Source organism: Crossiella sp. CA-258035 (genome assembly GCF_030064675.1).
In the GTDB taxonomy this organism is placed as follows: Bacteria; Actinomycetota; Actinomycetes; order Mycobacteriales; family Pseudonocardiaceae; genus Crossiella.
In genome coordinates this window covers 6,597,222-6,622,726 of the sequence record NZ_CP116413.1, presented here as the reverse complement: position 1 = coordinate 6,622,726, position 25,505 = coordinate 6,597,222, and the positions used below count along the sequence as shown (strand labels likewise).

Here is a 25,505-nt window from a genome sequence, read left to right as displayed (position 1 = left end):
GCGCTGATCACGTTGGCAGCATACCGCGGTCTCGTACGGTCACCGCACGCGGACCGGGGTGCGGGCGGCCCGGACAGGGGGCGGGCTACGGCGTGGTGCGTTCGGTGTTGCTGCGTTCTACGCAGAACTCGTTGCCTGCTGGGTCGGCCAGGACCACCCAGCCTCGGCCGTCTTCGGTGCGCTGGTCGTCGACGAAGGTGGCGCCCAGGGCCAGGAGGCGGGTGACCTCTTCGTCTCTTGGTTGTTCTGGCTGGAGGTCCAGGTGCAGGCGGTTGCGGATGGTGGGGGGCTTGGGGTTGGGGACTCGGACGAAGAGCAGGCCGGGGGAGTGGGGGAGCTCGATCAGGACCTCGTCGTCGCCCGGTGCGTCGTCGGGGTGGATCGGGTGGCCGAGGGTGGCGCTCCAGAACTCGGCCAGGGTGTAGGGCTCCAGGGGTGGGGCGCAGTTGACCGTGATGTGGCGGATGGCGGACTTCATGGTGCTGGATCCTCGCAAAGAGACTTGAAAACTGCTCACGTTTTATTCGGAAAGGGTGTGGAGAACAGCCGGTGGTGATTCTCCCCGGGTTCGTGATCGTGGTCACGCTCGTGCCTCGCGCATTGTGCTAGCGCCCGTTCGGGCATCGGCGGCCGGTGTGGGTGTGAGCAGGGTCTGTGAGTGGGGCGCGACCGCCGTCCGGGGGACCTTGGCGGTGATCGACACGTGCCGGGGTCGGGTGATGACCTGGAGTGAGGTAGGTTACTCGCGGAAAAAGCGCAGGTGACAGCACTTACAGTCCAATCCCCGTCAATCGGGTCTGGGCTTGCGGGTGCTCGCGCTGGTAAGGTTTCGCGTCTTCTGCGTTAATGCGCATTCGTTGGGGCTGGTAACGAAGCCAGCGTCCGTGTTAATCTCCCCGCGCTTGGGCGGGAGAACTCCTCGGTATGGAAGGTGTCATATTCAACCAGGAACTCGTTACCGTCCCCTCCGGTCCAACTTCCCCTGGTGGATAGCGGCGCGGTGAATTTCCGCCGCGGTTTCTCGGGGTGGTCTTTCACAAGCAGTGGAGCGTCGTGAGCTCGGAAGAAAACGGTTCTCAGAGGAGCCACCGGTCGATCAGGACACGGCTGACCGGCGCCGTGCTGATCCCGAGTGTGGCCCTGCTCGTCATGTGGGTGTCCGGCTCGTCCTACCTGATCTTCGACGGGTACTACCTGCGTGAGGTCGCCGCCGGTGTGCGCGCGGTGTCCATCCCCGCGGTCAACGCGCTCGCCTCGGCCCAGAAGGAACGCCAGCTCGGCATGGTCTACCTGGGCAAACCCGCCACGGGACTGACCACCGAACTGCGCATGGTGCAGCAGCAGACCGACGAGGCGCTCGGGGTCATGAAGGCCGCCCTGCCGCCGGTGGTCAGCAACGCCCCGCCCGCGGTGGTCGACCGCATCAACCAGCTCAACTCCCTGCTGGAGGAGCTGCCCCGGATTCGCACCAGGATCGAGTCCTCCGGTATCGACAAGGCGCAGGTCTACGCCTTCTACAACCGGCTGCTGGATTCCGCCGCCCGGTTGTTCGACACCCAGGCCCGTATCGTGCCCGATGTCACCTCCACCCAGGGCGGTATCGGCGCGACGGCAATTTTCCGGTCCGGTGACCGCATGTCCAGGGCCGGTTCGCTGATGGCCGGGGCCATCGCCACCGGGAGCCTTCCGGCGGCTGACCACCTTGAGTTCACCAACCTGGTCAGCGCATACCACTCCGAGCTGGAGAGCGCAATCCCCTTTGCTCGCCAGGAGGTCCAGGACAGTTATCGCCAGTTGCGCGACAGCGATTCCTGGAAAAGGCTCACCGAGGTTGAGAACTCCCTGATCAGCAACGGCCCGTGGGTCGCCCGCACCGGCCGGGGCAGCCAGGGCGCGGTGGGCATCAGCGAGGAGGAGTGGCAGCGGCTGACCGTCGGCGTGGCCGACCAGCTGACCAAGCTCACCACCCAGCAGGCCGACCTGGTCTCCGGCCGGGCGCTGCAGGACGGCGGCGACTCGCTGACCAACGCGCTCATCGGCTCGCTCATCGCGCTCATCCTGGCCGTGATCGCGATCATGGTCGCGCTCAAGGTCTCCCGCAAGCTCGTGGACCGGGCACTGGTGGTGCGCCTGGACAGCCTGCGGCGGGACGCGCTGGAGCTCGCGCACGAACGGCTGCCCGACATCGTCCGCCGCCTGCGCAAGGGCGAGCCGGTGGACGTCTCCGTCGAGGTGCCCGACCTGGACTACGGCCGGGACGAGATCGGCCAGGTGGCCCGCGCCTTCAACGCCGCCCAGCTCACCGCGGTCGCCGCTGCCGTGCAGGAAGCCCAGGCCCGCGAGGGCGTCAACAACGTCTTCCTCGGCATCGCCCACCGCAACCAGGCCCTGGTGCACCGGCAGCTGAAGATCCTGGACCGGATGGAGCGGCACGAGGAGGACCCCGAGCAGATCGAGGGCCTCTTCCAGCTCGACCACCTGGCCACCCGGGCCCGCCGCAACGCGGAGAACCTGATCATCCTCGGTGGCGAGCAGCCCGGCCGCCGCTGGCGCAAGCCGATCCGGCTGGTCGACGTGCTGCGCGCGGCCATCTCCGAGACCGAGCACTACGCCCGCGTCCGCCTGCAGCGGATCCCGGACGCCGCGGTCATCGGCTCCGCCGTGGCCGACACCATCCACCTGGTCGCCGAGCTGGTGGACAACGCCACCTCCTTCTCCCCGCCGCGCTCCCAGGTGCAGGTGCACGGCTCGATCGCGGCCAAGGGCGTGGTGGTCGAGGTCGAGGACCACGGCCTGGGCATGAGCGAGGAGGACCGGGACCGGGCCAACGCGATGCTGGCCGACCCGCCCGAGTTCGACGCGATGGCGCTCAAGGGCGACTCCCGGCTCGGCCTGTTCGTGGTCGCCCGGCTCGCGCTGCGCCTGGGCGTGCGGGTCGAGCTGCGCGACTCGCCCTACGGCGGCACCAGGGCGGTCATCCTGGTGCCGAACGAGATCCTCGCCTCCGACGTGCGCACCCAGCTCTCCGAGGACACCCTGCGCGAACTGACCAAGCGGGAGCGGGCGACCGGCTCGGGAAAACCCGTTCGCACGCCGCTCGGACCGGTCCACCAGCAGCGCGCGGCAGAAGAAGACCAGGTGGACGACGACGAGCGGGCCGAGGGTGAGCACGACCGCCCCGGCCGGGACCTGCACAGCTTCTGGGCCGACCCGCTCAGCAGCGGCGAGGACACCCCCGGCCGCTCGATCAACCTGCTCGGCGGGGCGACCTTCGCCAGCATCCAGGAGGAGAAGCCCTCGACCCCGGAGGACCGCTACGAGCACGAGGACCTGGCCCCGCCGGAACAGCCGGCCGAGCGCACCGGCGGGCTTCCGCTGGAGCAGACCGGGCCGGGCGCGCTGCTCACCCACGCGCCACTGCTCACGCACAACACCCCGACCGGGGAGCAGCCCCAGACCCGGGCCGAGGCGGACCGCAACGCCACCACGGGGGAGATCCCGGTGGTCAACGCCCGCGCCGCCACACCGGCGCCGGCCCGCACCGGCGCGCCCGCCGGGGAACGGCCCGCGCTGCCGGTCCGTCGGCCGCAGCAGAACCTGGCGCCACAGCTGCTCGCCGACTCCGGCGCCACCGACACCGGCGAGAACGAGGTCCCGGCCACCACGGGACGCTCGCCGGAGCAGGTTCGCGACACCATGGCCGCCTTCCAGCGCGGGACCCGCGAGGGACGCGACGCAGACCCATTCCCAGGATGATCAATGGCCGCCGCCCGCCCGACGTCGGCCTCGACGAAGAAGGTCAGCCCAGCATGAGCGACAAGGCTTCTCGGAACACCGATCTGAACTGGCTGCTGGACGAGCTGGTGCAGCGGACCGTCGGGGTCCGGCACGCGGTCGTGCTCTCCTCCGACGGCCTGTTGATCGGCCGTTCGCAGGACCTGTCCAAGGATGACTCCGAGCACCTGTCGGCGATGGCCTCGGCCTTCCAGAGCCTGGCCCGCGGCACCGGCAGGCACTTCGGCGGTGGCGCCGTGCGCCAGACCATCGTGGAGATGGAGCACGCCTACCTCTTCGTCACCGCGGCCGGACGGGGCGCCTGCCTCGCACTGCTGGCCGAGGAGACCGCCGACGTCGGCATGATCGCCTACGAGATGAACCTGCTGGTCAAGCAGGTGGGCGTCTACCTCAGCTCAGCCCCACGGGAAACCGCCGCCGCCAACCCCCCGAGGAGCTGAGCGCATGCCAGTGGACGAGGAAGCGCACTGGTTCGACGAGGCGGCCGGTCCGCTGGTGCGGCCGTACGCGATGACCAGGGGCCGGACCAGGCCGGGCAACACCGAGCTGGACCTGGCCACCCAGATCGTCAGCGTGCTGACCGACAACGACCTGCAGACCCTGACCCCGGAGCAGTTCTCCATCATCGACCTGTGCAGGCACCCCCTGTCGGTCGCCGAGGTCGCCGCCTACATCGATGTGCCGCTCATCGTGGTCAAGGTCCTGGTCAGCGACCTGATCGAACGCGGCGACGTGGTCACCCGGTACGCCGGGGCCGTGGAACGACCGAGTAGGAATCTATTGGAGGCGGTGCTCGATGGTGTCCGCAGGATCTGACCCGCAGTCCGAGGTGGTGATCCCCACCTCGGTGAAGGTGCTGGTCGCCGGCGGTTTCGGGGCGGGGAAGACGACGCTGGTCAGTTCGGTCAGCGAGATCCCCCCGCTGAGCACCGAGGAGCTGCTGACCGAGGCGGGCGAGGACGTCGACGACCTGGCCGGGGTGGAGGGCAAGACCACCACCACGGTCGCGCTGGACTTCGGCCGGATCAGCATCAACACCGAGATCGTGCTCTACCTCTTCGGCACACCCGGCCAGAACCGGTTCTGGTTCATGTGGGACGAACTGGCCAATGGCGCGATTGGCGCGATTGTCCTGGTGGACACCCGACGGCTGGACAGCTCGTTTCCCTCGGTCGATTTCTTCGAGCGCCGGAAAATTCCGTTCGTGGTCGCGGTCAACTGTTTTGAAGGCGCGCACAGCTACGAGCCGGAGGAGATCCGCAAGGCGCTGGTGCTCAACCCGGACGTGCCGGTGCTCATGGTCGACGCGCGCCAGCGCGAGTCCAGCAAGGACGCACTGGTGACCCTGGTCGAGCACGTGCTCGCCCGGTTGGCCGAATCGGCGGGCGACGACGCGGAGCTGGTCAGTCCGGGCAACGGTGGGTAGTCGTGTGATCTCTGACCTGTGCACGAACGGCGGGCGCGCGGCGTCCGCCGGTCATGCCCGGTCGCGCTGAGATGTGCGTTCCGTAACTTGCAGCAGTTCGTCGCGGTCACCGGGAGAGCGGTGTCGTCGTGATCTCCGCTCGGCTAAGTTGATCAGCCGTCGGTGTCGTAACGACGATACGGAGTCAGATGGGCAAGGCAACGCTCTCGCTGGCTGACGACATTTCCGGACTAACCAGCGAGCTCTGCCGGGCGGTCGGTCTTTCCCATTCCACAAATGCGGCCGAAGAATACGCCGACCTTGTGCGGGAAATGCTCGGACCCGGTGGCGACCGGCCGATCGGGCAACCGCCCGCCTGGCCCTCCGACGTCGCCGACGACCACACCCCGGTCGAGTTCTCCCTCGCCGTCGACCGGGCCGGCCGCCCCGCGGTGCGCCTGCTGCTGGAAACCCTCGGCGAGGGCACGTCCATCGAAGCAAACGTTTGTGCAGCTCAGGAGCTGTTGCCCCGGCTGGCCGAGCGCTACGGCTTCTCCCTCGCCGCCTTCGACGCGGTGGCCGACCTCTTCCTGCCCAAGCACCCGCAGGGCCGTTTCGCCTGGTGGTGGTCGGTGGTGCTGCGCCTCGGCCTGCCCCCGGCGTTCAAGATCTACTTCAACCCGGAGGTCCGCGGCCGGGCCGTCGCGGGCGAGCTGGTCGAGGCCGGGCTGGACCGGCTCGGCTTCGGCGGCGCCTACCCCAACCTCCGGCGGCGGCTGCGCCCCGGCGACGAGCTGGACCGCTACTCCTTCTTCTCCATCGACCTGCACACCCAGCCCGACCCCAGGGTCAAGGTCTACCTCTCCCACCACGACGGCGACCTGGCCCAGCTGCTGCGCACGGCGGGCGCGGCCCGGCAGGTGGAGGAGGAGCAGATCCGCGAGTTCACCGCGATCGCCGGCGGCCACCGGGGCCGCTTCACCGGGCGGCCGCTGATCTCCAGCCTGAGCTTCCTGGCTGGGGACACCGACCGGGCCAGCGGCTTCTCCGTCTACCTCCCGGTGCGCGACTACGCCGAGGACGACGAGGTCGCGCTGGCCAGGGCGCACGCGCTGCTGGCCGGGCACGGCCTGGACCGGGCGCTGCTGGACCGGGCGCTGACCGTGCTGGCCCGCCGCCCGCTCAACGAGGGCGTCGGCCTCATCCCGCACCTGTCCCTGCGCACGGGCCGCCCGCACACCGGGCTCACCGTGTACCTCTCGGCCGAGAGCTACGCGGTCACCCCGCCGCGCCCGGAGTCCCTCGCATCCTGAAGAGAGAGCGGAGCCACCCCGTATGCCGCTGATGGAGCCCTACCGGATCAAGGTCGTGGAGCCGATCCCGATCACCACGCCGGAACAGCGCGAGGCCGCGCTGGCCGAGGCCGGGTACAACCAGTTCAACCTGCCCGCCGACGTGGTCACCATCGACCTGCTCAGCGACTCCGGCACCGGCGCGCTGTCCGCGGCCCAGCAGGCCGCCGCGGCGCTGGGTGACGAGTCCTACGCCGGGGCGCGCTCCTTCTTCCGGTTCAAGGAGGTGGTCGAGGAGCTGACCGGCTACCCGCACCTGTGGCCGGTGCACCAGGGCCGCGCGGCCGAGCGGATCCTGTTCACCGCCCTGCTCAAGCCGGGCCAGGTCAGCGTCAGCAACACGCACTTCGACACCACCAGGGCCAACGTGGAGCTGCTCGGCTGCACCGCGCTGGACCTGCCCGGCCCGGCGGCCAAGGACCTGGACGAACCGGCCCCGTTCAAGGGCGACATCGACCTGGACGCCCTGGCGCGGGTGCTCACCGACGGCACCCCGGTCGGCCTGGTGATCATGACCATCACCAACAACGGCGGCGGCGGGCAGCCGGTGTCCATGGCCAACCTCAAGGCCGCCGCGGCGCTGTGCCGGGCGCACGGGGTGCCCTACTTCCTGGACGCGGCCCGCTTCGCCGAGAACGCCTGGCTGGTCACCCAGCGGGAACCCGGTTACGAGCACCGCAGCCCGCGCGAGGTGGCCCGGGAGGCCTTCGCGCTGGCCGACGGGTGCGTGGCCAGCCTGAAGAAGGACGGCATCGTGCACATGGGCGGCCTGCTCGCGGTGCGCGACCCGGAGCTGGCCGGGCGCTGCGAGCTGCTGCTGATCGCCACCGAGGGCTTCCGCACCTACGGCGGCCTGGCCGGGCGGGACCTGGACATGCTGGCCCAGGGCCTGCGCGAGGTGACCGAACCGGACTACCTGCGGGCCCGCGCCGAGCAGTCCCGCCACCTCGGCGAGCTGGCCGTGGCCGGTGGCGTGTCCATCGTGCAGCCTGCCGGGATCCACGCCATCTACCTCAACGCCGGCCGCCTGCTCACCCACCTGCCACCCAGCTCCTTCCCCGGGCACGCGCTGGCCCTGGAGCTGTACCGGCGCGGCGGCATCCGGGCCGCCGAGCTCGGCTCGCTCTACCTCGGCGAGTTCGACGAGCACGACGAGCTGACCAAGGCTGCCCCGTACGAGCTGGTGCGGCTGGCCATCCCGCGCCGGGTCTACACCCAGAGCCACCTGGAGTACGTGGGCGAGGTCCTGGCCGAGATCGCCAAGGACCCCGAGCGGGTGCCCGGCTACCGGCTCACGCACAACCCGCCGCTGCTGCGGCACTTCAACTGCCGGCTGGCCCCCCGGTCGTAGGTCGTGTCTCGCGGGTCTCGTGCGTGAGCGCCGGAGTCCAGGTCGTTCCTGACGGTGGCGTCGAGGCGGCCTCGTACCGGGCGTACTTGGTCGTCTCGGCGCCGCCGTCAGGGACGGGCTGGGCCCGGCGATCGCGTGCGAGACCCGCGAGACACGACCTTCAGCCAGTCGTCCACCACCCGGTCCAGCACGGTCAGCGGCAGCGGGCCGCCGCCGAGCACCAGGTCGTGGAAGCCGCGGATGGCGAAGCCCGCGCCCAGCTCCCGCTCGGCGCGGGCCCGCAGCCGCTGGAACTCCATCCGGCCGACCAGGTAGGACAGGGCCTGGCCGGGGGTCTCGATGTAGCGGTCGGTCTCCGAGGCGATCTCCACCTCGGTCATCGCGGTGTGCTCGCGCAGGAAGGTCACCACCCGGTCGCGCGGCCAGCCGAAGGCGTGCAGCCCGGTGTCCACCACCAGCCGTGCCGCGCGCATGGCCGTGTTGGCCAGCGCGCCCAGCCGCATCAGGTCGCCGGAGTACAGGCCCATCTCCTCGGCCAGGTGCTCGCAGTAGAGCGCCCAGCCCTCCATGTAGGCGTTCACCCAGGCCACCCGGCGCAGCGCGGGCAGGCCGGTCAGCTCGGCGGCCAGGCCCAGCTGGAAGTGGTGGCCGGGCACCGCCTCGTGGAAGGCGTTGGCCTCGGTCACGCAGCGGTCCCGCTCGGTGACCCGGTAGGTGTTGGCGTAGTAGATGCCCGGCCGCGAGCCGTCCAGCGGCGGCGGCAGGTAGGCGGCGGTGGAGGCGGTGGGCGCCTTGTCCGGCGGCGTCTCGCGCAGCTCGCAGCGGTGCCCCGGCATCCGGCCGAACCAGCGCGGCGCGGCCGCCTCGGCCCGGTCCATGGCCGCCCGGGACAGCGCGAGCAGCTCGGCCCCGTCCCGCAGCTTCAGCGCCGGGTCGGTGCGCAGCCGTGCCCTGACCTCGGCCCCGGTGCGCACCCCGAACAGCGGCCCGCCCAGCCGCGCGAACTCCGCCTCCAGCTCCGCGAGCAGGCGCAGGCCCTCGGCGTGCAGCTCGGCTGGGGTGCGCTCGGTGGTGGTGTGCATGCGGGCCAGCGCGGTGTAGTTCGCCTCGCCCTCGGGCAGCCAGCACAGGCCCGGTCGCTCGTCGGGGCGGCCGGTGATCTCGCGGAGCGCGGCCCGGTAGGCGGCGACCGCGGGGCGGACCTCCTCGGCCAGCAGCCGTTCCCGCCGGGTGGTGCGGTCGCCGGTCAGCGGCGCTTGGGCCAGCGGATCTTGGTCAGGGCGGGCGAGGTGGTTCTCGAGCAGCCCGGTGAGCGTGTGCAGGGAACGGGCCACCGGGGTGCGGCCGGAGGCCACGCCCTCGCGGTGCCGGTCAGCGGCCTGGGCGAGGAAGTCAGGGAGCCCGGCCATCCGGGCCAGGAAGAACTCCTCCTGTTCGGCGGTCGCGGGCCGGGCCGAGGGCAGCCGGTTGAGCGCGACCACCGCGGGCGCGTGCATCAGGTCGAGGAGGGTGTGCTCGGCCAGCCGGGTGGCGGCGCGGGTCCGGACCGCCTCGGCCTGCTGCACCAGGACGTCCCTGGTGACCGCGTCCGGCCCGGATACCGTCAGTTCCGTTGCGGCGGCGGCAAGATCGGCCGCCGCGGCCGCGGTCCGCGCCTGGTCGGCCGCGGAGATCTGTGGGAGCAGCCCCTGGAAACCGGGCTGCCCGTCGAGCAGGTCGTTGAGCGGATCCTCTGTCGCCAGCACCTCGACCAACCGGTCGGCCAGCGCCCCCACCTCGGTCATGCCCCCAGTGTGCCCGTCTGTGGCCGGAGGACGGCGGCCCCTTGCCGTCCCCCACGGGCCTCGGCGCCGCACTCGCGCCGAGACTGGTGTCAGTGTGTGCCTGAGTTGCCGGTGTCCAGGATCTCGTGCTTCTTCGGGTTCACTGAGTGACCTCCCCACTCTCTCCTCGTACCTCATTCGTGGGATCGGACTCACTCCCACGGGTGTTAGCCATACCCCATCACTGTCCCCCCGTGTCCGGCAAACCGGCGACTCTGTCACGCAGTCGGAACCTGCCTTGCCCGAAAGTCACCGGACAGGTTTGGGGCATGGGGAGAAACCCGAACCAGACGCCGATCCCAGTCCAGCGCCGACGCCCCGACACCGAACCCGGCGACGTCCGGCTGGTGATGGAGTGCCCGTACCGCTGCGGGGTCACGGTGCGCAGCCATGTCGCCGAGATCGTGGCGGACGTGATGGGGGTGCACGTGTACCTGTGGCACGAGTGGCAGTTCGCCGACCGCCATCACCGCCTGCCCACGGTCACCGCATTCACCTAGTGAACCGCGCCGCCGACCGGGTTGCGTTCACCGCCCCACCGGGTGGTTCCGCAGGTCAGCGGGCCGGGTCTGCCAGTACCTTCGCGCCAGGCACGGCGAACGGGGAAAGCATGAGCACCGGGACCACTGACGCCACCGCGCTCACCGTCGAGCTCCGGCGGGACGAGCACATCGACCTCGAGCTGGTTCGCGAGATGTTCACCGAGCTCGGTGAGCCGGAGCCGGACCTCGAAGAGGAGGACCGCGGCCTGCTGGGCGCGGTGGTGGCCCGGCGGGGAGAGACCCTGCTGGGCTGGGCCGAGCTGTTCTGGCCGGAGCTGCCGGAGACCGACGCCGGGTTGCAGTGGGTCCTGGTCGAACGCGAGGCCCGGCGGGTCGCCGGCGCGGTCGGCGAGGGCACCGCGGCCGAGGTCGAGGTGCTGGCGGTGCTGGTGCGGGCGGCGGTGGAGCTGGCTCGCGAGGCCGGGTGCACCGGGGTGCGCTGGTGTGACACCGAGGGGCGGCTGGACCGGCTGGCCGCGGCGGCGGTGGACGCGGTGACCGCGGCGGAGCTGGGGCGGGTGTGGCGGCTGGAGCTCGCCGGGTGGCAGCCGCCCGGCGGGTTGCCGGAGGTCGCGGTGCGGGAGCTGCCCGTGGAGCCGACCGAGGCCGAGCTGACCGAGTACGTGCCGCTGTGCGCGGGCGTGCTGGGCGGGGAGTGGACCGTCGACGACGTGGCCGACGCGGTCGGCGCAGACCTGGCCGGGTACCTGACCGTGGACCTGCGGGACGTCGACGGCAAGCCCAAGGCCTTCGCCACCGCGGTGCTGGTGGACGACGAGACGGCCGAGGTCGAGCTGGTCGTGCACCGGGACACCACCTCGGCCGAGCTGCTGGTGCTGCTGGTCGCGGTGATCGAGCAGGCGCGGCTGGAGGTCGCCACGCTGGTGGTGCGCGAGCTGGAGGACCCGGTGCTGGCCGAGGCGCTGGCCGGGGCCGGGCTGGTGGTGGCCGACGAGTGGCTCGCCTACCGGCTGCCGTGCTGACTCACCAGGCCGCGGGCGCGTAGTCCTTCAGGAAGCAGCCGTACAGGTCCTCGCCCGCCTCGCCGCGCACGATCGGGTCGTACACCCTGGCCGCGCCGTCGACCAGGTCGAGCGGGGCGTGGAAGCCCTCCTCGGCCAGGCGCATCTTGGTCGGGTGCGGGCGCTCGTCGGTGATCCAGCCGGTGTCCACCGCGGTCATCAGGATGCCGTCGGTGGTCAGCATCTCCTCCGCGCTGGTGCGGGTGAGCATGTTCAGCGCGGCCTTGGCCATGTTCGTGTGCGGGTGGCCGGGGCCCTTGTACTTGCGGCTGAACTGGCCCTCCATCGCGGAGACGTTCACCACGTACTTGCGCCGCGCCGTGGCCGCGGCCATCGCCGGGCGCAGCCTGCTGATCAGGATGAACGGCGCGGTCTGGTTGCACAGCTGGACCTCCAGCATCTCCAGCGCGTCCACCTCGTGCACCCGCTGGGTCCAGCTGTTCACGTCCTGGAGGTCGGGCACCAGGCCACCGGCGTCGATGGCGATGTCCGCGGCCACCCGGTCCATCGAGGCCGAACCGGCGGTCAGCGCCAGCGCGGTCAGGTTGTGCGCCTGCACGCTGGCCTCGGCCAGTGACCCGGCCAGCGCCTTGGGGTGGGCGTCGCTGGTGTGGCCGAAGGTGATCAGCTCGGGCAGCGGGCCCGCGGGCAGTGGCGCCGACTCGGCGGACTCCAGCAGCGCGTAGGAGCCGGGGGAGCGGCGCACGGTCTGCGCGGCGTTGTTGACCAGGATGTCCAGCGGGCCCTGCTCGGCGACCGAGTCGGCCAGCGCGACCACCTGGGCCGGGTCGCGCAGGTCGATGCCGACCACGCGCAGCCGGTGCAGCCAGTCGCCGCTGTCCTCCATGGCGGCGAAGCGGCGCACCGCGTCGTTGGGGAAGCGGGTGGTGATGGTGGTGTGCGCGCCGTCGCGGAGCAGCCGCAGCGCGATGTACATGCCGATCTTGGCGCGGCCGCCGGTGAGCAGCGCGCGCCGCCCGGTCAGGTCGGTGCGCGCGTCCCGGCGGGACCGGTTCAGCTCCGCGCACGGCGGGCACAGCTGGTGGTAGAAGGCGTCCACCACGTGGTAGCGCTGTTTGCAGTGGTAGCAGGCCCGGGAGCGGATCAGCGTGCCCGCGGTGGCGCCGGCGGCGTTGGACACCAGCGGGATGCCGCGGGTCTCGTCGTCGATCCGCTCCGGCGAGCCGGTGGCGGTGGCCGCGGTCACCGCGCGGTCGGCCTCGGCCACCGCCTGCCGCTTGGCCTGGCGACGGCGCTTGCGCACGTCCTTGAAGATCGCGGCGGTGGCCCGGCGGACGGCCACCGCGTCCGGGTGCTCGGTGGGCAGCTCCTCGACCTCGGCCAGCACCTGGAGGCAGATCGCCATCCGGTCCGGGTCGATCCCCGGGCCGCCGGTCTGCTCGATCTCCTCGTCGACACTCGCCGTCATCGCCGCTCAATCCGTTCCGCTGCTGGTCTGCCGACTGGCCATGGTACGTGGCAGCGGGGAAGGGCCGGTCAGGTGGCGAGGGTCCACACCGCGTGCGCGACCGCGTCGGTGTTGCGGTCCAGCGCGGTGACGTCGATGTTGCGGGCGGTGTCGCAGGCCCGGTGGTAGCAGGGGTCGTACGGCGCGCCCGCGGTGCCGCCCCACTTGCGGGCCTGGGCGGCGGTCTTGCGGCCCTCGGCGCCGGTGAACGGGCCGCCGACCGGGATCTGGTGCCGGGTGAAGGAGGCGTGGTCGCCGCGCCCGCCCATGTCCAGGTCCTCCACCGGTACGCCGATCCGGGCGTAGTACTCCTTGAGCGCGCGTTCGACCGCCACCGAGCCCGCCGGGTAGCGGTCGCCGTCGAGCACGAAGTAGGCGGTGTTCACCGAGCCGATCATGTCCACGTTGAGGTATGCCTTGATCTTGGCGCGTTCGGCGGCGGGCAGGGTGTTCACGTAGTGCGCGGAGCCGATCATCCACAGCTCCTCCGCGCCCCACCAGGCGAACCGCAGGTGCCGCTTGGTGGCCGGTTTCTCCCTGGCCACGGCCAGCGCGACCTCCAGGACCGCGGCCGAGCCGGAGCCGTTGTCGTTGACGCCGGGGGCGGTGGTGACGCTGTCCAGGTGCGCGCCGGTGAGCAGCACGTCGCTCTCGTCGCCGCCCGGCCAGTCCGCGACGAGGTTCCAGCCGGTGGCGCCGCGGTAGCTGAAGGGTTGCAGGGTGGTGCGGAAGCCCGCACTGTCCACAATGGACTTGACGTGGTCGATGGAGGCGCGGTAGCCGGGGCGGCCGTGCGCGCGGTTGCCGCCGTTGGCCGCGGCGATGGCGTCGAAGCGGGCGAGGTGGCCCTGCACGGCGGCGACCGGGATGTCCGGGGCCGCGGCGGCAGGGGCTGGGTCGGCGGTGGCGGTGGTGGCGGGGGTCAGCAGTGCGGTGGCCAGCACTGCGGCCAGAAGCGTTCGCATAGCGGGAAGTCTGTTGCGGCGCAACGCCTCGGGGCCCGTCGCGACGTAATTGCGCCACCGCCGCACCGCATCTGCGCCAGCCCGCCCGTGCGCCGGGTCCGGCGACCTAGCGTGCGGCGGTAGGTTCCCGGACCCAAGGAGCGTGCTCATGCCCGTGACAAGGACGGCCTCGCGAGCCCTCACCGCGCTGACCACCGTTGCCCTGCTGGGACTTCCGCTGGCCCCCTCGGCGAGCGCGGAGTCCAGCCTCGGCCACATCCGCGCCGCCAGCACAGTCAGTTCGCCGATATATGCCGCGCCGCCGGATATTCCGGCCGAGAACGTGATGGCGCACATGCGGGAGTTCCAGGCGATCGCCGATCGCAACGGCGGCACCAGGGCGCACGGCAGGCCCGGATACAAGGCCTCGGTGGACTTCGTCAAGGCCAAGCTGGACGCCGCCGGGTTCCGCACCACCCTGCAGTCCTTCACCCACAACGGCGCCACCGGCTGGAACCTCACCGCCGACTGGACCAGCGGCGACGCCAACCAGGTGGTCTTCCTGGGCGCGCACCTGGACTCGGTGACCGCGGGGCCGGGCATGAACGACAACGCCTCCGGCTCGGCCGCGGCGCTGGAGACCGCGCTGGCGGTGTCCAGGGCGAAGCTGGTCACCCAGAAGAAGCTGCGGTTCGGCTGGTGGGGCGCGGAGGAGCTGGGCCTGATCGGCTCCCGCTACTACGTCAACGCACTGCCCGCCGCCGAGCGCACGAAGATCAAGAGCTACCTCAACTTCGACATGGTCGGCGCCCGCAACACCACCACCTGGGGCGTCTACAACGACGACGCGGCCATCGCGCAGATGTTCCAGGGCTACTTCCGCGGCAAGGGCATCCCGACCCGCTCGATGAACATCGGCGGCCGCTCCGACCACGCCAGCTTCTCCCGGGTCGGCATCCCGGTCGGCGGCATCGGCAGCGGCAGCGATCCCTGCTACCACCAGCGCTGCGACACCATCACCAACGTCGCCGCCAACGTCATGGGCGTGGCCACCAACGCCGCCGCCCACGGCGCGTGGACGCTGGCCGGGGCGAGTGTCGCCGCTGGGGAACCCGCCGCCGCGTAGGTGGGTGACCCTCCGGGCGGCGGGTAGTGGCCCGCCGCCCGGGGCGGTAGATGTCGAGGTACCCCTGCCTCGGAGTGTGTGGCATGTTGGAGGTGCTCGGCCTCACCGCCGACCAACAGCGCGTGTACGAGATCGTGCTGACCCGCCCGTCCTGGACCACCGGCGAGCTGGCCGCCGCGGCCCGCCTCGACCCCGACCGCACCGCCGCCCTGCTCGGCCTGCTCGACCAGGCCGGGCTGGTGGTCGGCGCGGACGGGCGGTGGGCCCGGGTGCCGCCGGACTCGGCGATCGAGTCCTACATCGTCTCCCACCACCAGCGTCTGCACCGGGTGCGCGCGCTCATCCCGGCGCTGATGACCCTCTACGACCGGGCCAGTGGCGACTCGGAGAGCCACGGGCCGGTGGAGCTGCTGCACGGGCACGCCGCGATCGGGCGGCGCTGGGCCGGGTTGCAGCGCGCGGCCCGGTTCGAGGTCTGCCAGTTCGAGCGGCCGCCCTATGTCGCCGGCGCGGCCAACGAGGAGGCGCGCAGCGCGCTGGCCGCCGGTGTGGTCTACCGAACTGTCTACGACGCGTCCTATGTGGACTGTGCGCATGTGCTGGACGCCTTGCACCGCAGGCGGTCCCGGGGTGAGCGGATCCGGGTGCTGCCGGGGCTGCCGACCAAGCTGGGGCTGGTGGACCGGCGGTGGGCGATCCTGCCGGTGGCCATCGGGCAGGAGACCGACAGCGCGCTGCTGGTCTCGGCCTCCGCGCTGCTGACCGGGCTGCGCTCGCTGTTCGAGCACAGCTGGCAGCGCGCCGCCCCGCTGCCCGGCCAGCACGTCACCCCCGGCATCGACTGGCGGGTGCTGGAGCTGCTGGCCGCCGGGCTCACTGACAAGACCATCGCGCTGCGCCTGGGCGTCAGCCTGCGCACCGCGCAACGCCACGTCCGGGCGCTGATGGACACCCTCGGCGCGACCAGCCGGTTCCAGGCCGGGCTGCGCGCGGCCGCTTTGGGACTGCTGGACCGCGGCATGCTCGACCGCGGGCAACGGAACCGGGTAGTCTCCGATCCGGTTCCGCCGCGCCACCCCTCCGTCCCCCAGGAGCGAGCATGACCCGCGGGAACGTCCTGCGCAGCGCCACCACCACCCTGTTCGTCCTGACCGCCCTCATCCTGGGCGCCCTGCCCGCCTCCGCCGACGTCGGCCCGTGGAGGACCCTCGGCTCCGACCACGCCCGGCCGCTGGACGAGAGCCAGGGCCTGGCCACGATCATCCGCAACGGCAACGGATCCATCCGCTACACCGGCATCGGCACCATCCCCCTGGACGTGCGCACCAGGGGCTGGGACCACATCGGCGACCCCGGCTCCCGGCAGGGCGTCTACGTGGAGCCGTACCAGAGCAGCACCTTGCGCGCCAAGATGTTCCGGGTGGAGACCGCCGACGGCAGGCGCGCGGAGTACGTGCACCAGCTGGAGTCCTGGGAAGCGGTCAACAACTCCTTCGCCGCCGTCTCCCCCGACGCCAGGTGGCTGGTGTCGGGGGAGTGGGGCCAGATGAACCGCTTCCTGGTCTTCCCCAACCCCGGGGTGGCCGTGACGGATCCGGGGAAGAACCTGCCGTACGCCTTCGCGATCCGGCTGGACCGCACGGTGACCAACATCCAGGGCTGCGAGTTCACCTCGGCCACCCAGCTGCTCTGCGCCTCCGACGGACCGGGCAAGCAGCTGCTCCAGGTCGACCTGGACGCCGCGCTGGGCGGTGCGGACGTCCGAGGGGTGGTCCGGGAGCTGGGCCAGCTGCCGTTGCAGAGCGGGTGTTCCGGGAACTTCGAGGTCGAGGGCGTGGACTACGACTTCCGGGACGGCACGCTGCGGGTGGTCGTGCTCTCGCCGAGCATCTGCGTCGCCTTCGACAGCAAGACCTGGCGCTTCCGCCGCTAGTCCCGGCGCAGCTTCGGGTAGTAGGACAGGTGGTCCGCGTCCTCCCTGGCGCGGAGCTCGGCCACCGACCGCATCGTCGGCATCGGCGCGTACCGCGGCACCCGGCTGCGGTGCGCGCCGATCCGGGGACCGATCGGCGCGCGGCGCTGCGGGGTGAACCGCTCCGCGACCTCCTTGGCCCTGGCGATCAGGTCTCTGGGCTGGGGCAGGGGTTTGGGCTCGGCCAGGCCGGGCGCGCTCCACCGCCACAGGATGGCGATCCCGACCAGCGCGGGCAGCATGACGAGGATTCCGGCGATCGACGCGGTGCTCATGTTCCGGCCAACGGCCGCCGGTCGTGGAATGGTTCAGCGCGCCCGGGTGAAGACCACCGTTCGGCCGATCGGCGTCAGCCCCAGCCCGGCGTAGAGCCGCGCCGGCACCGGGTAGGCGGCGTCGCCGCGGGGCAGCACGGTGACGGTGTCCGCGCCCAGCTCCCGCATCCGCCGCATCGCCGCCAGGCACACCGCCCGGCCCAGCCCGCGCCCCCGGAACTCCGGCGCGGTGCCCACCGGCTCGAACACCCCGACCCGGCCGCGCGAGTCCAGCCAGCCCAGGCAGTAGGCGGCCGGTGTGCCGTCCGGGGCGTGCGCCACCAGGTCCAGCTCCCGCCGGTACAGCCAGGCCCTGGTCACGTTGGTGTAGCTGGCCAGGCTCACCCGCGAGGGGTGCCAGGCGGCCCGGTGCAGCTCGGTCCTGGCCGCCAGATCGGTGGCCTCCCGGATGGTGAAACCCCGCGGCAGCACCACTTCGGGCAGCTCGGCCAGACCGCCGACCATCCGCCGGAAGAACGGACCGTCCGAAGTGGACTCGGCGTATCCGTTGGCGCGCAAGCCTTCCAGCAGGTGACGTTCCCGGTCCAGCGCCAGCACCGAGAGCGCTTCAGTGGCCACCGACTCCGCCCAGGCCAGCACCTCGCCGAGCAGCTCCGCCGAGCCGGGCCGCACCTGGAGGTAGAGCGTGCCGGGCAGGTCCACCCAGCCCCAGGCCAGCACCGTGGATCCTTGCCGCCACAACCGGGTCGGCCAGTCCGGCTCGCGGCCCAGGTGCTGCAACCGCGCCCAGGCCAGCTCGCCGGGGTGCCAGCGGCTGCCCGGCGTCCACACCGCGTCGGCCAGCTCCTGCATCCCGCGCAGCCCGTGCTCATATTTCCCGGACCTGGTGGCGTTCACCGCCTTAGGATGGCCCCACCGCACTTGGGGGGACGAATCATTTTGGACCGCACCTTCCAGGTCGACCTGCGTGGCGTGGTCGACCTGCTCAGCCACCACCTCTACGCCAGCCCACGGGTCTACCTGCGCGAGCTGCTGCAGAACGCGGTGGACGCGGTGACCGCCCGCCGCGCCGCCGATCCGGACGCGCCCGCCGGGATCACCATCGACAGCACCGGCGGCACGCTCACCGTCACCGACACCGGCATCGGGCTCACCGAGGAACAGGTGCACGAGCTGCTGGCCACCATCGGCCGCAGCTCCAAGCGGGACGAGCTGGGCTTCGCCCGGCACGAGTTCCTCGGCCAGTTCGGCATCGGCCTGCTCTCGGCGTTCCTGGTCGCCGACGAGGTCACCGTGACCACCCGCTCGGCCACCGGCGCGCCCGCGGTGGAGTGGGTCGGCCGCGCCGACGGCACCTACCGGTTCGGCCCCGCCGAACGCGCCGAACCCGGCACCACGGTCACCCTGTCCGCCCGGCCCGGCGCGGAGTCCTGGCTCGCCGGGCCCACCGTGGTCGAGCTGGCCGCCCTCTACGGCTCGATGCTGCCCTTCCCGGTCACCGCGCTCGGCCAGCGGGTCGCCGGTGACGGACCGCCGTGGCGGCAGGACCAGCGACCCGCGGGGGAGCGGCTGGCCGACCTGGTCGGCTACGCCCAGGACACCCTCGGCTTCACCCCGTTCGACGTGGTCGAGCTGGACGTGCCGCAGGCCGGGCTCACCGGCGTGGCCTACGTGCTGCCCTTTCAGGCCAACCCGGCCGAACGCGCCGGGCACCGGGTCTACCTCAAGCGGATGCTGCTCACCGAGAGCGCCGACGGCCTGCTGCCCGGCTGGGCCTTCTTCGCCCGCTGCGTCATCGACGCCGCCGAGCTGCGGCCCACCGCCAGCCGCGAGGCCCTCTACGACGACAGCCTCCTGGCGGAGACCCGCGAGGCCCTCGGCGCGCAGCTGCGCGGCTGGCTGGTCGGACTGGCCGCCACCGACCCGGCCCGGCTGGCCCGCTTCCTGGGCATCCACCACCTCGGCGTGAAGGCCCTCGCCCTGCACGACGACGACATGCTCGCCCTGGTCGACGAGTGGCTGCCGCTGGAAACCAACATGGGGCGGATGACCCTGGGCGAGTTCCGCGCCCGGCACGGCCGCATCCGCTACACCACCACCGCCGAGGACTTCCGCCAGCTCGCCGCGGTCGCCTCCGCCCAGGGCCTGGCCGTGGTCAACGGCGGCTACACCTACGACACCGAGATCATCGGCAGGCTGCCCGCACTCGACGCCGACCTGGTGGTGCAGCGCCTGGAACCCAGCGACGTGATGACCCGGCTGTCCCCGCTCGACCCGGCCGAGGAGCTGGCGCTGCGCCCGTTCCTGAGCACCGCGCAACGAGCCCTGGACCGGCTCGGCTGCGAGGTGGTGCTGCGCGCCTTCGACCCGCCCACCCTGTCCGTGCTCTACCTGCTGGACCGGGACGCCGCCTTCCAGAGCGAGCTGAAAGCCACCAGGGCCAAGGCCGACCAGCTGTGGGCCGGGGTGCTCGCCGCGTTCGAGAAACCCGCCGAGGACCGGCCGCAGCTGGTGCTCAACCACCGCAACCCGCTGGTGCGCCGGGTCTGCGCGCTCACCGACCCGGCCATGGTCGCCCTCGCCGTCGAAGCGCTCTACGGCCAGGCCCTGCTGCTGGGCTACCACCCCATCCGGCCCGCCGACGCGGCACTGCTGAACCGCTCGTTCCTCGGCCTGCTCGACTCGGCCGTGCCCAAGGAGGACACCCCGTGAGCCCCGAGGAGCTGGAAGCCAAGCTGTTCGCCAGCCGGGACCTGCCCTACGGCCCGGCCCGCACCGCCGCGGTGGAGGACGTCATCCGGCACGCCGACGCGCTCGGCCTGGCCGACCTCCAGTACACCGCGCGGATCTTCAGCCTGGAGGCCTACCGCTACGGCGCGGAACCGGCGAAGACCTTCGTGCCCTTCGCCTGGTGCCTGGCCGCCTACGACCGCGGCGAGGGCGACCGGCGGCTGGACCACCACCTGTTCTGGAACTTCAAGGGCATCGTGCACAGCCTCGCCGACTTCCCCGAGGTCCCCCTGGACCAGACCAAAGCCGTGCTGGAGGACATGGAGCGCCGCTACCGGCAGGCCGGGCACGGCATGAACCCGGTGCACCAGTACCGCGAGTTCCTGGCCAGGCACGTCGGCGACCGGGACACCGCGGCCGAGCAGTTCCGGCGCTGGCAGGCCAGCCCCCGCGGGGAGCTCTCCGACTGCGCGGGCTGCGAACCCAACGCCAAGATCAACCACCTGGTGTGGCTGGGCCGGGACGAGGAAGCGGTCGCGCTCGCGCTGCCGGTGCTCAGCGGCCAGCTCAGCTGCCGCGAGCAGCCGCACGGCATCCGCACCGACCTGCTGCTGCCCTACCTGCGCACCGGCAGACTCACCGAGGCCGCCGAAGCGCACCGCAGCGCCTACCGGGCGGCGCGGCACGACCGCGCCGAGCTCGGCCTGATCGCCGAGCACTTGATCTTCTGCGCCCGCACCGGCAACCACCCGCGCGGCCTGGAACTCCTCGAACGCCACCTCGGCTGGCTGGACGAGCCCAACACCCCGGCCACCGCGATGCGCTTCGCCGCGGCCGCCGCGCTGGTGCTCACCAGGGTCGTCGAGGCCGGTCATCCGGACACCCCGGTCCGCCGCCCCGCCTACCGCGACCGGGCCGCCGTGGACTGGCCGGCCGCCGTCCTGCGCGACGAGCTGGCCGAGCAGGCACTGGAGCTGGCCGCCCGCTTCGACGCCCGCAACGGCACGTCCGAACAGGGCGACCGGATCCGCGCCACCCTGGTCGCCGAACCGCTGGTGGAGCACCTGCCGCTGTCCGGACCGGCCCGCGCCGCCGCCCGGCTCGCGGTGGCCGCACCGCCGCCGGTCAGCTTCCCGCAGACGCCGGAGGAGCTGGCCGACGCGGCTGAGGAGGCCGCTGAGCTCGGCGACTACGACCGCTCGGCCGCGCTGTGGGCCCGCTTCGACGAGGTCTGCCCGCAACCGCCGCCGGTACTGCACGCCAAGCGGTTCGGCGCGAGGGCCCTGGACCTGTTCGAGGACGACCCGGCCGCCGCCGAAGGCATGCTGCGCGAGGCCGCGGCGATCTTCGCCGAGCACGGCGAGCCGGTGCTGGCCGCCACCGCCCGCAGCCGGGCCGCCCTGGTCTGCTGCTACGACCACCGGGCCGAGCGGGGCCTGCCCGAACTGCACGCCGTGGCCGAGGAGCTCGCCGCCCTCGGGGACGAGCGCGCGCTGGTGCGCGCCCGCTGCCGGATCGTGGACGCGTTCCGGGAGACCGGCGACACCGAGGCCGCCATCCGGCTCGGCCGGGAACTGGCCGAGGCCACCGACGGCCACCCGGACCGGCGGCTGGCCGCGGACTGCTGGCTGGAGCTGGTCCAGGTCTGGATCGACCGGGAGGAACCGGACCACGCCGCCGCCGTCGGGCCCATGCTGCGCGCGGTGGAGATCCTGGCCGAGCTGCCGCCGTCGTTGCTGCTGCGCCGCACCCAGTTGACCGCCGCGCACACCTGCTCCGTGCTCGAGGACATCGACACCGCCTACCCGCTCTACACCGCGGCAGCCGACACCGGGGACCCGCTGGTCCGGGTGCTCGCCCAGCACCACGCGGGCCGCTCCGCCCACCACCTGGACCGGGCGCAGGAGGCGTTCGGGCACCTCACCGCCGCGCTCACCGACGCCCTGCGGTTCGAGGTGGCGCTGGACCTGCTGGAGATCAAGCTCGACCTGGCCGCCGCCGCGCTGGCCACCGACCGCCCGGACCAGGCCGCCGACCTGGCCGAGGAGGTCCTCGCCGAGGCCGCCGAGCCCGACCAGCGCGGCCGCGCCCAGTTCCTGCTCGCCCACGCCCACCGCGCGCTCGGCCAGTCCGACGCCGCGCTGACCGTGCTGGACGAGCTGGCCGCCCAGTGCGCCGAGCAGGACAACCGGTACGGCCTGGCCCAGATGCACGGCATCGCCGCCGACATCCTGGACGAGCTGGACCGCGACGCCGAGGCCGCCCGCCGCCACCAGGCCGCCGCCGAGGCCCTGGCCGGACTGGGAGAACCGTTGCGGGAGCTGGAACACCGCCGCCTGGCCGCGCTGTCCTGGCACTGGGCCAGGGAGAACAACCACGCCCGCACCGCGCTCGCCGAAGCCGACACCCTCGCCGCCACCCTGGGCGAGGAACCGCCCGAGGTCTTCCAGCGGGCGCTGCTGGACCACGACGCGGCCCGCATCCTCACCCTCGCGCAGGACAAGAACCCCGCGCTGGCCAGGGCGAGTGCCGCCGCCGAGGGCTTCCACCGGCTGCCAGGGGCCGAAGGGCCGGCGCTGACCGCGGACGTCTTCCGCGGCCGGTTGCTGATGGAGCTGGGGCGCGGCGCGGAAGCCGAACCGCTGCTCACCGCCGCGCTGGACCGCCTCGAACCGGAGGCGCCGCAACGGGAACACGTCGAGGAACTACTGGCCCAGATCAGGGAAGGTGGCCGATGAGCCCCGAGCAGCTGGAAGCCGAGCTGCGCGCCGCCGACGAGCTGCCCTTCGGCCCGGCCCGCATCGCCGCGGTGGAGGAGGTCGTGCGGCAGGCCGACGCACTCGGCCGGGACGACCTGCGCTACGCCGCCCGCATCCTGAGCCTGGAGACCTACCGCTACGGCGGCGAACCCGCCAAGTCCTTCGTGCCCTTCGCCTGGTGCCTGGCCGCCTACGACCGCGGCGAGGGCGACCCGGACCTGGACCAGGACCTGCTCTGGGACTTCAAGGGCATCGTGGCCAGCCTCGCCGACTTCCCCGAGGTCCCCCTCGCCCAGACCCAGGCCGTGCTCGAGGACATGGAACGCCGCTACCGGCAGGCCGGGCACAGCATGAACCCGGTGCACCAGTACCGGGAACTGCTCGCCCGCCACCTCGGCGACCGGGACACCGCCGCCGAGCAGTTCCGGCTCTGGCAGGCCAGCCCGCGCGGCGAGCTCTCCGACTGCGACGGCTGCGAACCCAACGGCAAGATCAACCACCTGGTCTGGCTGGGCCGCGACGAGGAAGCGCTGGCCACCGCGCGGCCGGTGCTCAGCGGCCGGCTCAACTGCTACGAGCAGCCGCAGAGCATCCGCACCAACCTGCTGCTGCCCTACCTGCGCACCGGCAGGCTCACCGAGGCCGCCGACGCGCACCGCGACGCCTACCCGGCCCTGCGCCACGACCGCGCCAAACTCGGCCTGCTCGCCGAGCACCTGGTCTTCTGCGCGGTCACCGGCAACCACCAGCGCGGCCTGGAGCTCCTGACCAGGCACCTCGGCTGGCTGGACGAACCCTGCACCCCGGCCGCGGCCATGCGCTTCGCGGCGGCCGGCGCGCTGCTGCTCACCAGAGCGCCGGAGACCGCCGTCCGCCGCCCGGCCTACCGCGAGCGGGACGCCGTGGACTGGCCCTCGGCCGCCCTCCGCGACGAGCTCGCCGAGCAGGCCCTGGAACTGGCCGCCCGCTTCGACGCCCGCAACGGCACCGCCGAACAGGGCGACCAGGTCCGCGCCACGCTGACCGCCGAACCGCTGGTGGCGGAGCTGCCACTGCGGCTCACGCGCTGAGGGGGGCCTGCCGCGCCTGGCAGGCCGCCGCGTAGGCGACCGGGGTCAGCCCGATCGCCTGGGTGAAGTCCCGGATGAAGTGCGACTGGTCGAAGTAGCCCAGCTCCACCGCCACCTCGGTCCAGGTGCCCGAGGTGCCCTCGGCCAGCCGGGCCGCCGCCTCGTGCAGCCGGTAGCGGCGCAGCACCCACTTCGGGCTCACCCCGACATGCCGGTGGAACAGCCGTTGCAGCGAGCGCGGGGTGATGCCGAAGCGCTCGCACACGTCCGCCACCCTGGTGATCTCCCGGTCGTGCAGCAGCGCCCGCACGATCCGCCCCACCCGCGCCGTCTCCGGATCCGGCCCCGGCCAGTGCGCCCGCAGGTACCGCTCGGCCACCGCCACCAGCGCGTCCAGATCGGTGGCCGCGCCCAGCTCGGCGGCCATCGCCGCCGCGTCCGCGCCCCACAGCGCCGACAGCGGCCGCACCTGATCGGTCAGCTCGGCCACCGGCGCGCCCAGGAACGGCAGGAACCCACCCGGCCGGAACTTCACCCCGAACACCCGGCCCACGCCCTCGTAGGTGTAGCTGAACCGCGCGCTGCCCACCCCGCTCACCGCCAGCTGCCCCCGGTCGAAGACCAGGTTCACGCACGGGTGCGGCAGCAGCGTCACCGAGGCTCGCCGCCCCGGCGGCAACGCCCACGACACCAGCCAGTGCCGCTCCACCAGCGAGGACAGGTCCGGCGAGACCGGCACCCGCTCCAGGGTGAAGTCGATGTCGCGCACCCCGAGCACGCCGTACTCGCTCGTCGTGGCGAGCTGTCGCGTTTGTCCAAGCCGGTCGGTGGGCACGGTCGCCAGGATGCCTCACATGACCGACAACACCACCGCCACCGGCCCCGCCCCGGCCGGCTACCACCGCCTCAACGTCTTCTTCGCCGCCCCCGGCTGCGCCAAGGCCATCGACTTCTACCAGCAGGCCCTGGGCGCGGAGGTGGTCAAGCGGATGGACACCCCCGACGGCCAGGTCATGCACGCCGAGCTCCGCCTCGGCGACAGCATGTTCCAGCTCAGCGAACCCATGCCCGAATACGGCATCCTGCCCAGCCCGGCCGAGGGCAACGCGTTCACCATGACCTTCTGGACCACCGATGTGGACGAGGTTTTCGCGAAGGCCGTCGAACTGGGCGCGACTCCCATCAACCCGGTCGCGGACTCCTTTTCCGGGGACCGCATGGGTGTTTTCCGCTGCCCGGCCGGTATTCGCTGGTGCATCGCCCGGCACGACCGGGACGTGCCCGATGAGGAGGTCGCGGCCGCCGCGCTGGAATGGACGAACAGCGAATCCTGAACCTGGGCCGGATACGCGGCAGGGCCGCCGTGGGACGGGGCGGCCCTGCCGCGCGCGGTCGAGGGAGACCGCCGGCGTTGCACCGTCGCGACCCCCAGTCGCGACGGTGTCCCTGCCGAGTCCAGTTCTATCGCCTTCGGCGTTGTACGGCTTCGGAGCCGACGACGTACAACCAACGACCGCACAACTACAGCGCGCTGAACTGCATGTTTACCACCTCGTGATGATCTCTGACCGGGCTGCTGACCACTCCGGACCGGACAGTCGATCGGCAGTTGTTCAGTCGGTCGTGGCGACTAATGGCCCTTGCTCGCCGTGATGGGCCGTCGCTGGCCTTCTGGATCATTCAACCAGCAGAACACCGTTCACGTACATGAACAACGAGGTGGTGTTGTGTCCCGGTTCCGCCTATCATTCTGGTCTGCTCATTAACCCTGGCCGCATCCGGAATGGTGGCGGTCGCGCCAGCTGCGGCGGCCTGTGAAACTCCGAAAGCGCGTCACCGCGCCAGCCTGGACTCCGGCTGGCGTTTTCATC

The 25,505-nt window shown here is 72.2% G+C and carries 22 protein-coding genes; 15 read left to right on the top strand and 7 right to left on the bottom strand.

Features of this window, described 5'->3' with window-relative positions:
• Positions 1 to 85: 85 nt before the first annotated feature.
• Entirely contained in the window at positions 86 to 478 is a 393-nt protein-coding gene (locus tag N8J89_RS29755; RefSeq protein ID WP_283660311.1) for a VOC family protein, read from the bottom strand.
• 641 nt (positions 479 to 1,119) lie between these two features.
• On the opposite strand from N8J89_RS29755, the gene N8J89_RS29750 reads away from it, so the two are divergent.
• The 6 genes from N8J89_RS29750 (at position 1,120) to N8J89_RS29725 (ending at position 7,903) form a co-directional block, all read left to right on the top strand.
• A complete protein-coding gene (locus tag N8J89_RS29750; protein WP_283660310.1) occupies positions 1,120 to 3,756 on the top strand; it encodes a sensor histidine kinase in 2,637 nt (878 codons plus the stop codon).
• A 53-nt stretch (positions 3,757 to 3,809) separates the two neighbouring features.
• Positions 3,810 to 4,235 carry a roadblock/LC7 domain-containing protein gene (locus N8J89_RS29745; RefSeq protein WP_252483899.1) on the top strand — a complete coding sequence of 142 codons (426 nt, stop codon included), beginning with the start codon at positions 3,810 to 3,812 and terminating at the stop codon, positions 4,233 to 4,235.
• Positions 4,236 to 4,239: 4 nt separating this feature from the next.
• Positions 4,240 to 4,611: a DUF742 domain-containing protein gene (locus tag N8J89_RS29740; RefSeq protein ID WP_252483898.1), complete on the top strand. Its 372-nt coding sequence runs from the start codon at positions 4,240 to 4,242 to the stop codon at positions 4,609 to 4,611.
• Positions 4,592 to 5,221 (top strand): GTP-binding protein, encoded by a 630-nt coding sequence (locus N8J89_RS29735; RefSeq protein WP_283660309.1) that lies wholly within the window; start codon positions 4,592 to 4,594, stop codon positions 5,219 to 5,221. The genes N8J89_RS29740 and N8J89_RS29735 overlap by 20 nt, the downstream gene beginning before the upstream one ends.
• A 188-nt stretch (positions 5,222 to 5,409) precedes the next feature.
• Positions 5,410 to 6,513 (top strand): tryptophan dimethylallyltransferase family protein, encoded by a 1,104-nt coding sequence (locus N8J89_RS29730; RefSeq protein WP_283660308.1) that lies wholly within the window; start codon positions 5,410 to 5,412, stop codon positions 6,511 to 6,513.
• 22 nt (positions 6,514 to 6,535) lie between these two features.
• Positions 6,536 to 7,903 carry a tryptophanase gene (locus tag N8J89_RS29725; RefSeq protein WP_283660307.1) on the top strand — a complete coding sequence of 456 codons (1,368 nt, stop codon included), beginning with the start codon at positions 6,536 to 6,538 and terminating at the stop codon, positions 7,901 to 7,903.
• 107 nt (positions 7,904 to 8,010) lie between these two features.
• Here N8J89_RS29725 and N8J89_RS29720 read toward each other — a convergent pair whose 3' ends face one another.
• Positions 8,011 to 9,687 carry a DUF885 domain-containing protein gene (locus N8J89_RS29720; RefSeq protein WP_283660306.1) on the bottom strand — a complete coding sequence of 559 codons (1,677 nt, stop codon included), beginning with the start codon at positions 9,685 to 9,687 and terminating at the stop codon, positions 8,011 to 8,013.
• 308 nt (positions 9,688 to 9,995) lie between these two features.
• On the opposite strand from N8J89_RS29720, the gene N8J89_RS29715 reads away from it, so the two are divergent.
• Together N8J89_RS29715 and N8J89_RS29710 are read left to right on the top strand one after the other, a co-directional pair.
• Positions 9,996 to 10,226 carry a hypothetical protein gene (locus N8J89_RS29715; RefSeq protein WP_283660305.1) on the top strand — a complete coding sequence of 77 codons (231 nt, stop codon included), beginning with the start codon at positions 9,996 to 9,998 and terminating at the stop codon, positions 10,224 to 10,226.
• A 110-nt stretch (positions 10,227 to 10,336) separates the two neighbouring features.
• Positions 10,337 to 11,251, top strand: coding sequence for a hypothetical protein (locus tag N8J89_RS29710; protein ID WP_283660304.1), 915 nt, complete (start codon positions 10,337 to 10,339; stop codon positions 11,249 to 11,251).
• A gap of 1 nt (position 11,252) precedes the next feature.
• On the opposite strand, the gene N8J89_RS29705 is transcribed toward N8J89_RS29710, so the two are convergent.
• A complete protein-coding gene (locus tag N8J89_RS29705) occupies positions 11,253 to 12,719 on the bottom strand; it encodes an SDR family NAD(P)-dependent oxidoreductase (RefSeq protein ID WP_283660303.1) in 1,467 nt (488 codons plus the stop codon).
• Between the two features lie 68 nt (positions 12,720 to 12,787).
• Entirely contained in the window at positions 12,788 to 13,723 is a 936-nt protein-coding gene (locus N8J89_RS29700; protein WP_283660302.1) for a M28 family metallopeptidase, read from the bottom strand.
• A gap of 148 nt (positions 13,724 to 13,871) precedes the next feature.
• Between N8J89_RS29700 and N8J89_RS29695 the strand changes: the two genes are divergently transcribed.
• The 3 genes from N8J89_RS29695 (at position 13,872) to N8J89_RS29685 (ending at position 16,761) form a co-directional block, all read left to right on the top strand.
• Positions 13,872 to 14,828, top strand: a complete 957-nt coding sequence (locus N8J89_RS29695; protein WP_283660301.1) for a M28 family peptidase — start codon at positions 13,872 to 13,874, stop codon at positions 14,826 to 14,828.
• Positions 14,829 to 14,911: 83 nt separating this feature from the next.
• Complete coding sequence (locus N8J89_RS29690; protein WP_283660300.1) at positions 14,912 to 15,931, top strand: helix-turn-helix transcriptional regulator; 1,020 nt, start codon at positions 14,912 to 14,914, stop codon at positions 15,929 to 15,931.
• Positions 15,928 to 16,761 (top strand): hypothetical protein, encoded by an 834-nt coding sequence (locus tag N8J89_RS29685; RefSeq protein ID WP_283660299.1) that lies wholly within the window; start codon positions 15,928 to 15,930, stop codon positions 16,759 to 16,761. Before N8J89_RS29690 ends, N8J89_RS29685 begins: the two co-directional genes overlap by 4 nt.
• Here the strand turns inward: N8J89_RS29685 and N8J89_RS29680 are convergent.
• A complete protein-coding gene (locus N8J89_RS29680; RefSeq protein ID WP_283660298.1) occupies positions 16,758 to 17,075 on the bottom strand; it encodes a hypothetical protein in 318 nt (105 codons plus the stop codon). The two genes, N8J89_RS29685 and N8J89_RS29680, sit on opposite strands and share 4 nt — an antisense overlap.
• Before the next feature lie 33 nt (positions 17,076 to 17,108).
• Positions 17,109 to 17,972: a GNAT family N-acetyltransferase gene (locus N8J89_RS29675; RefSeq protein ID WP_283660297.1), complete on the bottom strand. Its 864-nt coding sequence runs from the start codon at positions 17,970 to 17,972 to the stop codon at positions 17,109 to 17,111.
• A 42-nt stretch (positions 17,973 to 18,014) separates the two neighbouring features.
• On the opposite strand from N8J89_RS29675, the gene N8J89_RS29670 reads away from it, so the two are divergent.
• From N8J89_RS29670 to N8J89_RS29660, 3 genes are read left to right on the top strand one after another with little or no spacing between them, the layout of a single operon-like run.
• Positions 18,015 to 19,787 carry an HSP90 family protein gene (locus N8J89_RS29670; RefSeq protein WP_283660296.1) on the top strand — a complete coding sequence of 591 codons (1,773 nt, stop codon included), beginning with the start codon at positions 18,015 to 18,017 and terminating at the stop codon, positions 19,785 to 19,787.
• Positions 19,784 to 22,543: a hypothetical protein gene (locus N8J89_RS29665; RefSeq protein ID WP_283660295.1), complete on the top strand. Its 2,760-nt coding sequence runs from the start codon at positions 19,784 to 19,786 to the stop codon at positions 22,541 to 22,543. Before N8J89_RS29670 ends, N8J89_RS29665 begins: the two co-directional genes overlap by 4 nt.
• Positions 22,540 to 23,634, top strand: coding sequence for a hypothetical protein (locus tag N8J89_RS29660; protein ID WP_283660294.1), 1,095 nt, complete (start codon positions 22,540 to 22,542; stop codon positions 23,632 to 23,634). The genes N8J89_RS29665 and N8J89_RS29660 overlap by 4 nt, the downstream gene beginning before the upstream one ends.
• Here N8J89_RS29660 and N8J89_RS29655 read toward each other — a convergent pair.
• A complete protein-coding gene (locus N8J89_RS29655) occupies positions 23,624 to 24,469 on the bottom strand; it encodes a helix-turn-helix domain-containing protein (RefSeq protein WP_283660293.1) in 846 nt (281 codons plus the stop codon). The two genes, N8J89_RS29660 and N8J89_RS29655, sit on opposite strands and share 11 nt — an antisense overlap.
• 19 nt (positions 24,470 to 24,488) lie before the next feature.
• On the opposite strand from N8J89_RS29655, the gene N8J89_RS29650 reads away from it, so the two are divergent.
• A complete protein-coding gene (locus N8J89_RS29650; RefSeq protein ID WP_283660292.1) occupies positions 24,489 to 24,968 on the top strand; it encodes a VOC family protein in 480 nt (159 codons plus the stop codon).
• Positions 24,969 to 25,505 lie beyond the last annotated feature (537 nt).

Coding starts and splice junctions, on each gene's coding strand:
- N8J89_RS29690 (WP_283660300.1), top strand. CDS start 14,912: ATGTTGGAGGTGCTCGGCCTCACCGCCGACCAACAGCGCGTGTACGAG.
- N8J89_RS29720 (WP_283660306.1), bottom strand. CDS start 9,687: ATGACCGAGGTGGGGGCGCTGGCCGACCGGTTGGTCGAGGTGCTGGCG.
- N8J89_RS29740 (WP_252483898.1), top strand. CDS start 4,240: ATGCCAGTGGACGAGGAAGCGCACTGGTTCGACGAGGCGGCCGGTCCG.
- N8J89_RS29660 (WP_283660294.1), top strand. CDS start 22,540: ATGAGCCCCGAGCAGCTGGAAGCCGAGCTGCGCGCCGCCGACGAGCTG.
- N8J89_RS29755 (WP_283660311.1), bottom strand. CDS start 478: ATGAAGTCCGCCATCCGCCACATCACGGTCAACTGCGCCCCACCCCTG.
- N8J89_RS29730 (WP_283660308.1), top strand. CDS start 5,410: ATGGGCAAGGCAACGCTCTCGCTGGCTGACGACATTTCCGGACTAACC.
- N8J89_RS29700 (WP_283660302.1), bottom strand. CDS start 13,723: ATGCGAACGCTTCTGGCCGCAGTGCTGGCCACCGCACTGCTGACCCCC.
- N8J89_RS29745 (WP_252483899.1), top strand. CDS start 3,810: ATGAGCGACAAGGCTTCTCGGAACACCGATCTGAACTGGCTGCTGGAC.
- N8J89_RS29685 (WP_283660299.1), top strand. CDS start 15,928: ATGACCCGCGGGAACGTCCTGCGCAGCGCCACCACCACCCTGTTCGTC.
- N8J89_RS29705 (WP_283660303.1), bottom strand. CDS start 12,719: ATGACGGCGAGTGTCGACGAGGAGATCGAGCAGACCGGCGGCCCGGGG.
- N8J89_RS29710 (WP_283660304.1), top strand. CDS start 10,337: ATGAGCACCGGGACCACTGACGCCACCGCGCTCACCGTCGAGCTCCGG.
- N8J89_RS29680 (WP_283660298.1), bottom strand. CDS start 17,075: ATGAGCACCGCGTCGATCGCCGGAATCCTCGTCATGCTGCCCGCGCTG.
- N8J89_RS29735 (WP_283660309.1), top strand. CDS start 4,592: ATGGTGTCCGCAGGATCTGACCCGCAGTCCGAGGTGGTGATCCCCACC.
- N8J89_RS29715 (WP_283660305.1), top strand. CDS start 9,996: ATGGGGAGAAACCCGAACCAGACGCCGATCCCAGTCCAGCGCCGACGC.
- N8J89_RS29725 (WP_283660307.1), top strand. CDS start 6,536: ATGCCGCTGATGGAGCCCTACCGGATCAAGGTCGTGGAGCCGATCCCG.
- N8J89_RS29695 (WP_283660301.1), top strand. CDS start 13,872: ATGCCCGTGACAAGGACGGCCTCGCGAGCCCTCACCGCGCTGACCACC.
- N8J89_RS29650 (WP_283660292.1), top strand. CDS start 24,489: ATGACCGACAACACCACCGCCACCGGCCCCGCCCCGGCCGGCTACCAC.